12 protein-coding genes and 1 tRNA gene are annotated in these 12886 nt (G+C 41.8%); 8 read left to right on the forward strand and 5 right to left on the reverse strand.

Annotated features, from left to right (window positions below; genetic code table 11):
• The first annotated feature begins 1 nt into the window (after position 1).
• Entirely contained in the window at positions 2-1900 is a 1899-nt protein-coding gene (locus ACLI1A_RS03415; RefSeq protein ID WP_411406096.1) for an amidophosphoribosyltransferase, read from the forward strand.
• A 257-nt stretch (positions 1901-2157) separates the two neighbouring features.
• Here ACLI1A_RS03415 and ACLI1A_RS03420 read toward each other — a convergent pair whose 3' ends face one another.
• A complete protein-coding gene (locus ACLI1A_RS03420) occupies positions 2158-3345 on the reverse strand; it encodes an MFS transporter (RefSeq protein ID WP_411406098.1) in 1188 nt (395 codons plus the stop codon).
• Positions 3346-3441: 96 nt separating this feature from the next.
• Between ACLI1A_RS03420 and ACLI1A_RS03425 the strand changes: the two genes are divergently transcribed.
• A complete protein-coding gene (locus ACLI1A_RS03425; protein WP_411406100.1) occupies positions 3442-4269 on the forward strand; it encodes a helix-turn-helix domain-containing protein in 828 nt (275 codons plus the stop codon).
• 1 nt (position 4270) lies between these two features.
• Here ACLI1A_RS03425 and ACLI1A_RS03430 read toward each other — a convergent pair whose 3' ends face one another.
• Entirely contained in the window at positions 4271-4894 is a 624-nt protein-coding gene (locus ACLI1A_RS03430; RefSeq protein WP_411406102.1) for a 2'-5' RNA ligase family protein, read from the reverse strand.
• 132 nt (positions 4895-5026) lie between these two features.
• Here ACLI1A_RS03430 and ACLI1A_RS03435 point away from each other — a divergent pair, with 132 nt between their 5' ends.
• From ACLI1A_RS03435 to ACLI1A_RS03460, 6 genes are all read left to right on the forward strand, one after another.
• Positions 5027-6160, forward strand: a complete 1134-nt coding sequence (locus tag ACLI1A_RS03435) for a sensor histidine kinase (protein WP_411406104.1) — start codon at positions 5027-5029, stop codon at positions 6158-6160.
• Between the two features lie 13 nt (positions 6161-6173).
• Positions 6174-6986, forward strand: a complete 813-nt coding sequence (locus ACLI1A_RS03440) for a CPBP family intramembrane glutamic endopeptidase (protein ID WP_411406106.1) — start codon at positions 6174-6176, stop codon at positions 6984-6986.
• A gap of 235 nt (positions 6987-7221) precedes the next feature.
• On the forward strand, positions 7222-8145 hold the full coding sequence (locus ACLI1A_RS03445) for an alpha/beta hydrolase (RefSeq protein ID WP_411406108.1): 924 nt from the start codon (positions 7222-7224) through the stop codon (positions 8143-8145).
• A gap of 333 nt (positions 8146-8478) precedes the next feature.
• Positions 8479-8880, forward strand: coding sequence for a hypothetical protein (locus ACLI1A_RS03450; protein ID WP_411406110.1), 402 nt, complete (start codon positions 8479-8481; stop codon positions 8878-8880).
• Positions 8881-9047: 167 nt separating this feature from the next.
• Positions 9048-10517 (forward strand): amino acid permease, encoded by a 1470-nt coding sequence (locus tag ACLI1A_RS03455; RefSeq protein ID WP_411406112.1) that lies wholly within the window; start codon positions 9048-9050, stop codon positions 10515-10517.
• A gap of 94 nt (positions 10518-10611) precedes the next feature.
• Positions 10612-11175, forward strand: coding sequence for a 5-formyltetrahydrofolate cyclo-ligase (locus ACLI1A_RS03460; protein ID WP_411406114.1), 564 nt, complete (start codon positions 10612-10614; stop codon positions 11173-11175).
• 273 nt (positions 11176-11448) lie between these two features.
• Here ACLI1A_RS03460 and ACLI1A_RS03465 read toward each other — a convergent pair whose 3' ends face one another.
• The 3 genes from ACLI1A_RS03465 to ACLI1A_RS03475 form a co-directional block, all read right to left on the reverse strand.
• Positions 11449-11946: a hypothetical protein gene (locus tag ACLI1A_RS03465; RefSeq protein WP_411406116.1), complete on the reverse strand. Its 498-nt coding sequence runs from the start codon at positions 11944-11946 to the stop codon at positions 11449-11451.
• A gap of 164 nt (positions 11947-12110) precedes the next feature.
• Positions 12111-12184, reverse strand: a tRNA-Ile gene (locus tag ACLI1A_RS03470).
• Between the two features lie 108 nt (positions 12185-12292).
• Complete coding sequence (locus ACLI1A_RS03475; protein WP_411406118.1) at positions 12293-12862, reverse strand: hypothetical protein; 570 nt, start codon at positions 12860-12862, stop codon at positions 12293-12295.
• Between the last annotated feature and the right edge of the window lie 24 nt (positions 12863-12886).

The raw sequence follows: 12886 nt of genomic DNA on the forward strand, positions 1-12886 counted from the left end.
TATGAGCGACGCTATTAAACACGAATGTGGTATCGCAATGCTAAGGCTTTTAAAGCCACTGGAATACTATAAAGAAAAATACGGTTCGGCTTTTTACGGGGTACAAAAAATGTACCTTATGATGGAAAAGCAGCACAACCGCGGACAAGACGGTGCGGGCTTTGCCAGCATTAAGCTCGATGTAAAACCCGGGCAACGCTATATAAGCCGTGTGCGCAGCAACAAGCCGCAGCCCATACTTGACGTTTTTGCCCAAATTAACGAGCGTATAAACGAAGAGCTTGCCGCTAACCCTGAGTTTGCCGATGACGTAGCAGCACAAAAAGAAAACATACCCTATATAGGTGAGGTGTTTTTAGGTCACGTACGTTACGGTACTTTTGGAAAAAACAGCATAGAGAGCGTTCACCCGTTCCTGCGCCAAAACAACTGGATGCACCGTAACCTTATTGTAGCAGGTAACTTTAACCTGACCAATGTGCAGGAGCTGTTTAACAGTCTTGTAGAACTGGGGCAGCACCCGAAAGAACTTGCCGATACGGTTACTGTAATGGAAAAGATAGGTCATTTCCTTGATGATGAAGTGGCGGATCTGTACCAAGAATGTAAGCAGGAAGGATATACTAAGCAGGAAGCCTCTCCGGTAATATCAGACAGGCTGAATGTAACGCGTATACTTAAGCGCGCTTCTAAGCAGTGGGATGGTGGTTATGCCATGGCAGGTATGTTTGGCCACGGGGATGCTTTTGTATTCCGCGATCCGGCGGGTATACGTCCTGCATATTACTATCAGGACGATGAAATAGCTGTTGTAGCCAGCGAAAGGCCGGTAATACAAACGGTGTTTAACGTTGCTTTTGAAGATGTTCAGGAGCTTACACCGGGTAGTGCCATCATCATTAAAAAGAACGGTACTATTTCTGTAAACGAAATTATACCTCCTACAGTAAACAAAGCCTGTTCGTTCGAGCGTATTTACTTCTCTCGTGGTAGCGACGCCGAAATTTATGAAGAGCGTAAAGAACTGGGCCGCCTTATATTGCCGGATGTGCTTAAGGCTATAGATAATGATACAGACAACGCTGTATTCTCATACATACCGAATACGGCCGAGACATCGTTCTTTGGTATGGTGGAGGCTGCAAATGACTTCCTGAACCAGCGTAAGAATAATGAGATCCTTGAAAAACGCGATATCCTTACTGAGGAGACGCTTAAGGAACTACTTTCGGTAAAAATCCGTACTGAGAAGATAGCTATTAAAGATGCCAAGCTGCGCACCTTTATTACAGAAGACAGCAGCCGCGACGACCTTGTGGCTCACGTATACGATGTTACTTACGGTGTTATTAAACCGGAGGATAATCTTGTTATCATAGACGATTCTATTGTACGCGGTACTACGCTTAAGATGAGTATCATTAAAATGATGGATCGCCTAAACCCTAAGCGTATCGTAGTAGTGTCGGGTGCGCCACAAATCCGTTATCCAGACTGTTATGGTATAGATATGGCTAAGCTGGAAGGTCTTGTGGCATTCCGTGCTGCACACGAGTTGTTAAAAGAACGTGGACTGGAACATATTATACACGATGTGTATGCAAAATGTAAGGCGCAAGAAGGCCTGCCGGATACAGAGGTAGTAAATCACGTAACCGAATTCTATGCTCCGTTTACTGACCAGGAGATTTCAGATAAAATAGCCGAAATGTTAACCACTAAGGATATCAAGGCAGAAGTTAAAATTATCTTCCAAACGGTAGAGAATCTTCATAAAGCCTGTCCTAAAAACCTGGGAGACTGGTACTTTACGGGAGATTACCCTACACCGGGCGGAAATCGTGTGGTAAACCGAGCGTTTATAAACTTCTATGAAGGTAACGATGCAAGGGCTTATTAAAAAAAGTAAGATAATTCGCAACAAAAAACGTTTTCGTAATAAATTATTAGAATCAAATTTTGTTTTTTGACGATAAAAAATGCATTTCATCGATTTTTGATGCATTTCGTCAGATAGTTTTGCAAGATATGGTCAATAAGAATACATTTACCAAAAATAGCATTAGTAAAATTTAAAATTTTACGGTATTTTTTGGGGGCTAAAAAAGGGAAGACTAACCGTTTTCCCTTTTTTTTATGTTTAAAATTGATGTATGCCTAATGCATTATTACCGGCTTGTCAGCGCTTGGTGCAAGTTCGCTTGCCGGAGTTATTTTTATAAACAATGCAGTAGCTGCAGCCCCTATAAGGGTCATTACCACACCTACCACATTCGGGCTTGTATAGCTGTAACCCTGTTCTAATGGTAATCCGCCCAGGTATGCTCCCAGTGCATTCCCCATGTTAAACGCCGCCTGTAATGCTGCCGATGCTATCATTTCGGCACCTACAGCCGTTTGTATGGCCAGCATGTTTATAGGGGCTATAAGGGTAAATGACATACATGGGGTAAAGAATACCAGTACTAAAGACAAATACTGATTTCCCGAAAAGAAATAGACTGCGGTTAGCGTGGCACTCATAACCATAAGCAGTGCCAGTAGTATTTTTGCGGGGCTGTAACGGTCGGCAAGGCGGGCGCCTATAAGGTTACCGGCTACCATACCCAGTCCGGCCAGCATCATTATGTAGGGTACGTCTTCGGCTGCAAAGCCTGAAACCTCTGTAAGTAGCGGTGCTATATAACTTATCCAGCAAAAAAGCCCACCAAAGCCTATGGTGGTAATAAATATAATGAGCCATGCTTTAAACTTACTAAAAAACGCCAGCTGTTGCCGCATAGGAGCGTTGTGTTCCTGACTCAGGGTTGGCATGTATATTACCATGCTCACTACTGTTATAAGGCCGGTAACGGCAATAATTACAAAAGTATACCTCCAGTTAAGGTTGTGCCCTATCCAGGTACCCAGCGGCACGCCTACTACGTTTGCTATAGTAAGCCCTGTAAACATTATGGCTACACTCCGGGCTTCTTTGCCCTTTTCGGCTATACGGGTAGCTACCACAGCTCCCACACCAAAAAACGCCCCGTGTGGCAATCCTGATAAAAAACGTGATGCCAGAAGCAGGTTGTAACCCGGTGCTACAATACTCAGCGCATTAAATACAGCCAGCATAAGTGCAAGTAGGGTAAGCATTTTTTTGGGTGGCATATTGCGGCCTGAAATTACCAGTATAGGTGCTCCTACTACCACACCCAGTGCATAAGCGGCTATAAGGTGGCCTGCCTGCGGAATGGTTACATGTATGTCTTTGGCAATATCGGGGAGGAGCCCCATTACTACAAATTCGGTAATACCTATGGTAAGCCCGCCTAAGGCGAGGGGAAGAAGGCTTAATTTCATGATGTTTTTAAATGATTGTGTAAAGAAGAAGCAAAGCTACACGAAACCTAATGCAATTAGTTGTAAATTTGTTATACTTACTTGTAAATATATAGTATGAAACTAAATCAGTTTGCCCTGTTGATGCTTGATGAGTTTGAGGAGGAAAAATTCCACCTGCCGGTGCATAGCCATACGTATTATGAGCTGATTTACATAAAGAAAGGCGAGGGGATTCATCATATAAATGAGAGTAGGTTGACTTATAAAGCGGGCGACCTGTTTGCCATTTCACCGGATGATAGTCATTATTTCGATATTCACAGCAGTACCCGTTTTGTGTTTATAAAGTTTACCGATAGTTATTTCAGCAGTAAGAAAAACCTGTATACAGACGATATGCTGATGAATACTCCTGAGCAGTTTATGCGAAACAAATTGCTAAAGGAACATGTGCTGCAACTGGGAGATGACTGCCATACAATATTGAGGAATACGGTAGAAAATATTACTGCCTACAACGGGCGCACTGATATTTCCACTTCGCCTATAATTTTCTTCCAGATACTGTCTATATTCGGGTTGCTTAAAGAGGCAACCGAGAAAATGCAGGCGGTACAAAGCACGGGTATAGATAACAATAATGTTATTGCTTATGTGCACCAGCACATCTATTTTCCGGATAAGGTGCAGGTAAAAGAAATAGCAGCGCATTTTGCTATAGCACCCACGTATTTCAGTGCTTGGTTTAAGCGAAACTTCGGGCTTACCTACCGCGATTATATAAACAACCTGCGTATTCGCCTTATAGAGCAGCGTATAGCGGGGCGCAACATGCCCATTAAGCAAATAGCCCATGAGTTTGGCTTTACTGATGAAAGCCATCTGTCCAATTACTTTAAAAAACGGAAGAATATAAAACCAAGTGCTTTTGGTAAAGGATAGCTTACCCCAGCTTCACCTCGCCGGCAGGGCTAAACAATTTATCGGTTCCGGCCAGCCTTCTACGGATGATAACGCGGTCGCATACCCACTCGTTCTCATATTCAAATGGGGTAAAATCAATACGCTCAAAATCGGCTTCGGCAATGGTGCGGGCTATGGTTATATGGGGTACCATAGATAGTTTTTGTTTGCGCTCGGGCTTGTCTACAATGCTCGTTTGTCGGTATTTTGGTTTTGGTGCGCGTTTTTTAGCGGGGTTTTTTATAGCTACAGCAAGGTTGTCTACCTTTTCCGGGTTTTCCAGTTTAAGGTACAGGGTACGGGTGCTGCCGTGGGCAAAATGGTCATAACCGTTTACCTTAATGGTAAACTTACTTTCGCCTGCCAGTGCTTTTTTTACCAAATCCTTCATGTTGGTTGATTCAAAAGCCTCGGTCTTCAGCAGGGTTATATGGGCTATAGAGGTGCGGTCTTTTTCGCTGATGCCTATCTGCTCATGCAGTTGCTGCTTCAGGCTGTCTACCTCTTCCTTTACGGCATCGCTGGGCGAAAGCAGTATGTGGTATTCATACAGCGTTTCGGGAAACAGGGTAAGCTGGGTTATGTTAGCGCTACGTTTTGCCATAAGTGATGCAAAAATAGCAAGTTCTTTTATAAATTAATACTATTGGACAGTTGTTAAAACTATAAACTGTTACGGCGAACTTTCATATCGTTGTATTATATTTACAAAGCGCACATGCAAAACATAACCAACATGGATAATTCACCAAAAAAAACGAAACTACAGCTTAGCGAGGAACGCTACCAAAAGATGATAGCCGAGGTGCAGGATTATGCCATATTGTTAATGGATACCGAAGGCAATATACAAAACTGGAATCTGGGAGCCGAACAGATAAAAGGCTATAAAAGGGATGAGATTGTAGGGAAAAATTTCAGGTTGTTTTATCGTGAATGCGACCGTGAAGCCCAATTGCCTGAAAGCCTTATTAATGAAGCCCGAACTACAGGCAGGGCCATGCACGAAGGCTGGCGTGTGCGTAAAGACGGTTCAACTTTTTGGGGTTCGGTGGTAATCACAGCGCTGCATGATGATGGTGAAGTAATTGGCTTTAGTAAAGTAACCCGCGATCTTACCGAAAGGAAACTTGCCGAAGACCAGATACGCGAATATGCGCGTGATATAGAATACCGCAACCGCCAGCTTGAGGAATTTGCCTATATAGCCTCTCATGATTTACAGGAGCCATTGCGTAAGCTACAGCTGTTTGCCGATTTGCTACAGACTAATATAGATAACAAGGCTTCAAGCTTATTGTATTCGGGCAAGATAGCACAGTCGGCTAATCGTATGTCAAATCTTATAAAAGGGATTTTGCAGTACACACAGCTTAGTGCCGATGTAGAATATTTTGATGCGGTAAATCTTAGCGCCACACTTACAGAGGTGCAGGATGACCTGGATTTACTGCTTAAAGAGAAAAATGTGAGTATTTATGTTGCGCCGTTGCCCCAAGTTAAAGGTAATGCCATACAGATGCAGCAGCTTTTTACCAACCTGATAAGCAATGCTATAAAGTTTTCGGGTACTGCACCACAAATATCCGTTGAAACCTATGAACTTACCGATACAGAAATAGCAGCATTGGGAGACAAAGCTTCCGGTTTTGTAAAAATATTGGTAGCCGATAACGGTGTGGGGTTTGACCAGCATTATGCCGAACAGATATTTAAGATATTTAAGCGCCTTACCGATAAGCCGGGTACAGGGATAGGGCTTGCACTCTGTAAAAAGATTGTGGAAAACCATGGCGGGCAAATTACCGTAGAAAGTAAAACCGATTACGGCACCACATTTACCCTGCTGCTGCCCAAAGCGATAACTTAAAAACCAACATAAAATGAAACAGGTTGTTACATATTTCTTTTTGGCGTATGGTATCTCCTGGTTAATATGGCTGCCGCTTTACGGACCTCATCTGGGTATACAAGGATTGCCGGTATTGCCATATCATCATGCTATAGGCGGGCTTGGTCCATTAATGGCTTCGTTTATTTGTACTGCTATCTTTGGCGGAAGGGTTTCGGTATTAGCGCTGTTAAAACAGCTTTTCAATTTCAAAAAACCTTTATATGCGGCTATAGCATTGTTAAGCCCGTTTTTAATAGCGGTTATAGCCATAATAATAGGTCATTTTGTAGATGGTTCCCCGTTGCAGTTTTCCGGCCTTACAAAAAACAGCGAATTACCACAGTTTAGTTTTGTACTCTTTTTGTTGTACAATCTTTTGTTTTTTGGTTTCGGTGAAGAGGTGGGTTGGCGAGGCTTTGCATTGCCCAGGCTTCAGGAACGAATGAATGCCCTTAGCACTTCGTTATTACTTACCGTTTTTTGGGCTATGTGGCACCTGCCGCTTTTTTTATACCGCCCCGGCTACGTAAATATGGATGCCGCCGGAGCCTTTGGATGGGTACTTAGTCTGGCTACGGGCAGTATACTGCTTACATGGTTTTACAATACTACCCGGGGCAGCCTGCTGGTATGCGCTATTTTTCATGCTACCATAGACATACCTTTTACGGCGGCTTTACCCTCAGCAACAATAAATGGCTATATGGGTATGTTAATAACACTGTGGGGGATAGCTACCATCATCATTTTTAAACCTAAAAACCTGAGTAGGCAGCATCGCATAACTACTAACTCGGAATGATGAAGATCCACTATATTCATTTTGATGTGATAGGCTTTCTCTGTTTTTGTATAGGATGTTATGGAGGGATTTTTAATACGCAAAAACGTTATTGCCTATAACAAAGCAGGGCTGGAAGTGCGGCGCTATACTGTGCCGTTGCCCCAAGATGACGAAGATTAACAAACGAAAAGGTTTGAAAAGAACCAATATTTAGTATCTTGCAGCTTCCTAAATCATCTTACTCAAAACCTTCATGAAAAAAATTACGTTACTGCTTTTTGCTCTGTTATGTTTTATTGGCAGCAATGCCCAGGAAAAGAAAACCCTAACCTATTTTGTAAACGACACTACTAAGCTTCAACTTGATTTGTTTTTGCCTAAGGCCAATAAGGTTAAAGCCAAAGAAAAAACACCCTTACTTATACACGTACACGGAGGCGGATTTTCGTCGGGCTCGCGTGAGTACGGTTATGCCATTTGCCGTAAGGCCGCCGAAAACGGCTATGCCGCTGCAACCATAAGCTATACGCTGTACATGAAAAACAAAAAGTTTAGCTGCGATGGTATTCTTACTGAGAAGGTAAAGGCATTTCAGATAGCGGCAAACCAACTGTGGCAGGCTACACTGTTCTTTGTAAAACACAGTAACGAATATAATATTGATATTAGTAAAATATTCATTTCGGGCAGTAGTGCCGGGGGCGAAACCGTGCTGCACGCCGCCTACTGGGACCGTACCCTTATGAATATGTATACAGCTAAACTGCCAAATGAGTTTAAGTATGCCGGCGTAATATCGGGTTCAGGGGCTATTATGGACCTTAACCTTATTACCAAACAAAATATGGTACCCATGATGCTTTTCCATGGTAGCTGTGATGGTACTGTACCTTATGCTAATGCTGCACACCATCTATGTCCTACAAACAGCAGCGGATGGCTGATGCTTTTTGGGTCGTATTCTGTATACAACCGTATTCTTGACTTAAACGGAAGTGCGCACCTGTATACTTTTTGTAACGGTGGGCATGAGTACAGCGACGAACTATTTAGCAAAGACCCTCAAAAAACAGTAGATTTTATGACGGCTGTACTTGCCGGCGAAAAAATGCAGGCTCATACAATAATAAGTACAGGTAAAACCTGCCAGCGCGATACTTATGGCTTCTGCGACTAAAACCAAACCTTTTGTTATAGGTGTAATTATAGTTATCCTGCTGCTGAATATAGTGGCAGGATATTTTATTTTAGAAGGGCATTTTGTTTCTCCGGGTTTTAAAACTATCAGCCGTTTGGATGTTCAAAAGCTGCTTGTTGTAGATGTTTTTGTGGTGATTTGGCTTTTTGTGCGAAAATACAGTCTTAAAAAACGTTAACTGTCAATATGTTAGCTTTTCTAATGTTAAGTTTTTGCTGAAAATGAAAGACTTAACATTGGAAATCAGTATATTTATTTTAACAATGTTAAATTTGCGTTACTTAAATGTAAAATTAAAACTCCAACAGTGTTATGAGCCAAGAAGAATTAAGAATTGTAGAATTTTTGGTTACCGAAAAGGGTAGAACAAAGAAGGGTAAAAAACCATCTAAGAAGGAAGTTAGAAAATTAGGTTTCTTTCATGTGTGGGCAACTACAGGCAAAGGCACCAAGAAGTTTACCGGCCTTGTTGAAGATGCTGAAACCGGTTTACTGATTGAGATTGGCTACAAAAACATCCGTTTCCTTAGTGAGGCAGAGCTTGATGCGCTAACAGATGCTGCAATTGAAGAAGCAGAGGCGCTTATTATTGCTGATGATATTGTTGCCGAAGCTGAGACTGCTTCCGAAACAGCGGAACAAGAAACTCCGGATGCGGAAAACACGGCTGAAGAGCCGGCTGCGGCTAAGCCAAGGCGTACTAAAAAAGCTTAACACTAAACTACGATACACTACTTTGCGGACATCCTTTCGTTTTTATGGAAGGATGTTTTGTTTTTAGAGGATTTTTTTTAACAGCGAACATAAATAAGTTAAAATTATTATAATAATAACAAAACCTCTATATTTGGGAATTCTTAAACAACACTAAACAAATATATATGTCTATTTGGAGAAGGAAACCACTAGCCCAGTTGCTGGCAGAAGCTTCTGAATCAGAAAAAGGATTAAAAAGAACATTAACGGCATGGTCACTGGTAGCCCTGGGTATAGGTGCTATTATAGGTGCCGGTTTATTTGTGCGTACTGCTACAGCAGCTGCACAAAATGCTGGCCCATCTGTTACTTTCGGGTTTATTATTGCAGCTATAGGCTGTGCCCTTGCCGGACTTTGCTACGCCGAGCTTTCTTCTTCTATTCCTATTTCGGGTAGTGCATATACTTACACCTATGCCACTATGGGTGAGTTCCTTGCATGGATTATCGGTTGGGATCTTATCCTGGAGTATGCTGTAGGTGCTGCTACTGTGGGTATTGCCTGGAGCGAGTATCTTAATAACCTCCTGGTCAACGTCCTCCATACGAGTCCCATTCCTTACGAATGGTGCCACTCGCCATTCCAGTCTTCAGGAGACCTGCATGGTATCATCAACCTGCCTGCATTGGGTATTGTTGCTGCTATCAGCCTTCTGCTTATAAAAGGTACGCAGGAGTCGGCTTTTGTAAACGGACTTATTGTATTGGTAAAAGTTACAATCGTTATACTTATCATTATACTTGGTTGGCAGTTTATTAACCCGGTTAACCACGAAAACTATATCCCTGCTGCTACAACGTATACAGATGAAGCAGGTCTTCCGCATAACTTTGGTGGTCTTATGGGTATCCTTGGTGCCGCAGGTACGGTGTTCTTTGCCTTCATTGGTTTTGATGCTGTTTCTACTGCTGCTCAGGAAACCAAAAACCCTAAGCGTGATATGCCTATAGGTATCCTTGGTTCACTTGCTGTTTGTACTGTGCTTTATATTCTTTTTGCGCACGTACTTACAGGAGTTGCAACTATCGAAGATTTCCGTACTACAGGTAAAGAAGCTTCTGTAGCTTTTGCCATAAACAAATACATGATAGGTTATGAGTGGCTAGGCCAGTTTGTAACTGTGGCTATCCTTTTTGGTTTCTCATCAGTTATCCTGGTGATGCTTCTTGGTCAAAGCCGTGTGTTCTACGCTATGGGTAAAGACGGCCTGCTGCCGAGCTATTTTGGCGACCTTCACCCTAAATTTAAAACTCCTTATAAAGCAAACCTTGTTATCCTTGTTATCGTGGGCTTATTCGCTGCGTTTGTACCGGGCGATGTGGTGGGCGATATGACGAGTATCGGTACGCTGTTCGCGTTCATCCTTGTGTGTATCTCGGTTATCGTACTGCGTAAGAGGGAGCCAAACATGGTGCGCGAATTTAAAACACCATGGGTTCCAGTTGTGCCAATTCTTGGTGTGGTAGTATGCCTTGCCATGATTTACGGCCTTGGATGGGCAAACTGGTTAAGGCTCATCGGCTGGATGGCACTGGGCTTTATATTCTATTTTGGATACAGTAAAAAACATAGTAAACTGGGTAAAGAAGAATAATCCGGTTTAATGCAAACAAACACATAATTTTTAAGTCAAAATCCTGCCCTCTAAGGCAGGATTTTTTATTGGACGGCTATTGCTATATTTGTGTATGGAAAAACCTGAATTACGTCAAAAATACAAAGCCCTGCGAGCAGCCCTTTCGTTGGAGGATGTAGCGGCAAAAAGCCTGGCTATAGCCAATAACGTATTGCAGTTAGATGTTTGGGATAAAACCTATTTCCACCTATTTCTTACTATTGATGATCAACGCGAGGTGCAAACCGACCTGATTCAGCATATACTGTGGGGGCGCGATAAGGATATTATTGTTTCTAAATCTGATTTTGAAAATTATACCCTGCAACATTTTTTACTTACCGAAAGCACGCGTTTAATGGTAAACCCGTACGGTATACCCGAACCGGCGGAAGGTATAGAAGTGCTGCCTGCAAAAGTTGACGTGGTTTTTGTGCCTTTATTGGCTTTTGATAATAAAGGTCATCGTGTAGGGTACGGTAAGGGGTTTTACGACCGTTTCCTGGCTGAATGCAGGCCTGATGTGGTAAAGGTGGGGCTTTCATTCTTTGAGGCTGAACCAACTGAAATACCGCATAGCGATACGGATATCCCGCTTGATTTTTGCGTTACCCCAAACGGGGTAGTTTCGTTTTAAAATCCTTGACGACACACTCAGTACAAAACTGAATCCCGATAGTTATCAGGGGATATGGTGGTCAGCAGGTTTATGACTGGCATACACAATCACTAGCGGTGCAACGCATCTGTTGACTCTGGTGCTTTGGGGTTAGTTGAGGAGGTTTTGGAGGACGTTGTGGCTTTGGTTATTGTCGCTTTTTGTGGGTACGGTGGGCTTTTAAAGCATTAACCACTCCGTTAAGAGTGGTTTCATGTTATACGTAATGTGGAATATTCACATATAATCCTACTATTTAAAAACAAATCCGATACTACCTCTTCCAACTTTTTTAACTAACGTGAATTGCTCTTTATAAACATATAAAGTATCAATATCTATATTTGGAACACTACCATATTCATAATATTTACTTTGATATGTACGACCGTCAAATATTTTTTTTGGCTCCCTGTTTTCAATATTTAGAAAGTCACAATTTTTACTTACTTGAATTAGGATATCAATTGTTGGAGGAAATACACATTTATTTTCCATACAATTAATATTTTTTAGTATAATTATATCCTTCTCTTTTCTGTATGTAGTTTTAATCGTAATTTCTTTATAATGAATATCTATATCGTCACAATAAAAGATATTTTTTAAAGTACATGCGGTATCGTTTTCAAAAGATAAGATAAGTTCTCGATTAAGGCTCTGATATATGTATTTCTTGCCAGATATTTTATTTGTGGTTGAGCAAGAGTAAAATATAACAAGTGCTGTAAAAATCATTATTTTTTTCATATTGTTATTGCCCATAATGAATAGGATTAGCTTTAGGGCCTATGTTCATCCATCTGCCCAGTGCAAGATCATAATTCCGTGCGCCGTAATCATAGGTGTTAAGCCTGAGACTAAATTACAACAAAAAAGCCTCCACATTGCTGTGAAGGCTTCTGTAAAAGCAGTGGTCCCACCTGGGCTCGAACCAGGGACCACCTGATTATGAGTCAGGTGCTCTAACCAACTGAGCTATAGGACCGCTTTTGTGGGTGCAATATTACTGCTATTTTAAATACAAACCAAATAAAAGTGGAGGTTTTCTGCCTTTATTTTTTCATGTTTTTATAACTAACAGTATATCAGTATGTCATTTTGATAAAGTTTGCTCTAAAAGTGAAAAATGTTTTTCCAGTACCGGCTTACATTTGTCTTTAATGATGTACACAACCTCTGTTTCGGTTGTAAAAACAGTGATTTTTTTAATCGCTACCGACTCCAATTTTTTTAAGTTGGCTGTCATTTCAGCTATTTTGCCGCCTTTTGGCATCAGTACAAAATCACCTGTAAATCCCACAGGGTCGCATTCGGTTGGGCTAATTTGCATGCATTCCATCTTGGAGCCATCCTCCAGTTCCAGTACAATTTTGCTGGTTTCCTGTTTCAGGCAACCTATACGCAGGTCGTTGTGCACTATGTTTAGCTCTATAAAGTACAGCGGCGTTTTGGTTTCATTCACTTTTACCTCCTGGTATCCTGCCGAGAAGAATACCGTGCCGCGGCGCACCACACTGTCGTCTATGGTTACTTCGCTTCCTGCAAAACCTTTAGTTAGGATAAGGTGGGTGCCGTTTTCTTTATCAGTTTCGTTTACTAAAATACTTTGTGCTTTTGTAAACCCGCCAAGCAGCAGCATGGCGATTAAGAGTGTCTGTTTCATATCGGTTAGAATAGTGTTGTAAAT

This window comes from Flavobacterium sp. RHBU_3, from assembly GCF_046613565.1.
Classification (GTDB): Bacteria; Bacteroidota; Bacteroidia; order Flavobacteriales; family Flavobacteriaceae; genus Flavobacterium.

What these genes read in the sequence shown, in the direction of transcription:
- ACLI1A_RS03450 (WP_411406110.1), top strand. Translation starts at nt 8,479, where the DNA reads ATGAGCCAAGAAGAATTAAGAATTGTAGAATTTTTGGTTACCGAAAAG.
- ACLI1A_RS03475 (WP_411406118.1), bottom strand. Translation starts at nt 12,862, where the DNA reads ATGAAACAGACACTCTTAATCGCCATGCTGCTGCTTGGCGGGTTTACA.
- ACLI1A_RS03415 (WP_411406096.1), top strand. Translation starts at nt 2, where the DNA reads ATGAGCGACGCTATTAAACACGAATGTGGTATCGCAATGCTAAGGCTT.
- ACLI1A_RS03445 (WP_411406108.1), top strand. Translation starts at nt 7,222, where the DNA reads ATGAAAAAAATTACGTTACTGCTTTTTGCTCTGTTATGTTTTATTGGC.
- ACLI1A_RS03435 (WP_411406104.1), top strand. Translation starts at nt 5,027, where the DNA reads ATGGATAATTCACCAAAAAAAACGAAACTACAGCTTAGCGAGGAACGC.
- ACLI1A_RS03455 (WP_411406112.1), top strand. Translation starts at nt 9,048, where the DNA reads ATGTCTATTTGGAGAAGGAAACCACTAGCCCAGTTGCTGGCAGAAGCT.
- ACLI1A_RS03430 (WP_411406102.1), bottom strand. Translation starts at nt 4,894, where the DNA reads ATGGCAAAACGTAGCGCTAACATAACCCAGCTTACCCTGTTTCCCGAA.
- ACLI1A_RS03465 (WP_411406116.1), bottom strand. Translation starts at nt 11,946, where the DNA reads ATGAAAAAAATAATGATTTTTACAGCACTTGTTATATTTTACTCTTGC.
- ACLI1A_RS03460 (WP_411406114.1), top strand. Translation starts at nt 10,612, where the DNA reads ATGGAAAAACCTGAATTACGTCAAAAATACAAAGCCCTGCGAGCAGCC.
- ACLI1A_RS03440 (WP_411406106.1), top strand. Translation starts at nt 6,174, where the DNA reads ATGAAACAGGTTGTTACATATTTCTTTTTGGCGTATGGTATCTCCTGG.
- ACLI1A_RS03420 (WP_411406098.1), bottom strand. Translation starts at nt 3,345, where the DNA reads ATGAAATTAAGCCTTCTTCCCCTCGCCTTAGGCGGGCTTACCATAGGT.
- ACLI1A_RS03425 (WP_411406100.1), top strand. Translation starts at nt 3,442, where the DNA reads ATGAAACTAAATCAGTTTGCCCTGTTGATGCTTGATGAGTTTGAGGAG.